The organism is Phaeobacter sp. SYSU ZJ3003 (genome assembly GCF_041300735.1).
GTDB classification, from domain to species: domain Bacteria; phylum Pseudomonadota; class Alphaproteobacteria; order Rhodobacterales; family Rhodobacteraceae; genus Phycobacter; species Phycobacter gallaeciensis_A.
Genome location: NZ_PXNU01000155.1, coordinates 1 through 867, shown reverse-complemented (window position 1 = coordinate 867; position 867 = coordinate 1). Strand labels below are relative to the sequence as shown.

The window sequence follows — 867 nt, the reverse complement described above, 5'->3', positions numbered from 1 at the left end:
CGGTGTGAATGATGTCGCGGTGATTGGCGGGACAACGACCGGGGTGGTGACCGAGGATGCTGCAGCGATGCTGGAGACCTCCGGGACGTTGACGGTGGCTGACGCGGACACCGGTGAGGCGGTGTTTATCGCGCAGGCCTCTGCGGCTGGGACCTATGGCACGTTCACGCTGTCGACGGCGGGGGCTTGGACCTATGCTGCGGACAATACGCAAGCGGCGATCCAGGAGTTGGGCGCTGCTGACGAGTTGACCGACAGCTTCACTGCGGTGACGGCAGACGGAACCGAACAGGTTGTGACGGTTAAGATCACCGGTGTTAACGATATTGCGGTGATTGGCGGGGATGCAACGGGTTCGGTGACTGAAGATGCAGCTGCGACGCTTGAAGCATCGGGTACTCTGACGATCCTTGATGTTGATTACGGTGAGGCAGAATTCTTAGCGCTCACACGCAATGCTTTAACCTGGGAGACCACAACAGTTCCTGAAAGACTGGAAAATACAAGCGAGAGTGTTCGATTGTTTGAAGTTTATAGCGTTTCGACGGGCCATCGATTTTGGGTGACCTCGGATATGCTTCCCCACTCTGATTATATTGACTATGACGGCCCTGATTTAGGGTCGACGCGAGATACATTTCGAGTGCACGCGGATGGTAAATTGGAGATAATCAATTCCAATCTCGCGCCCCAGCTTTATAATATTGTTAATGTGTTTGATGAATATGTTACCACAATTGACGACGTGAACTATCATCCCAAAGTTAATTATTATGATCCTGGTTTTAGTGGTGATGAGGTTGTGGAACGTCTGAACAACGTCTTCGGCTGCGCCGATGTTGCCGCTTGAGGGCAGTTTGGGGCGGT

1 protein-coding gene is annotated in these 867 nt (G+C 52.9%); it reads left to right on the top strand.

The annotated features are described in order from the left end of the window. The coding region (locus C6W91_RS21190; RefSeq protein ID WP_370571617.1) for a VCBS domain-containing protein at window positions 1–850 on the top strand (850 nt) is incomplete at its 5' end. Window positions 851–867: the final 17 nt, after the last annotated feature.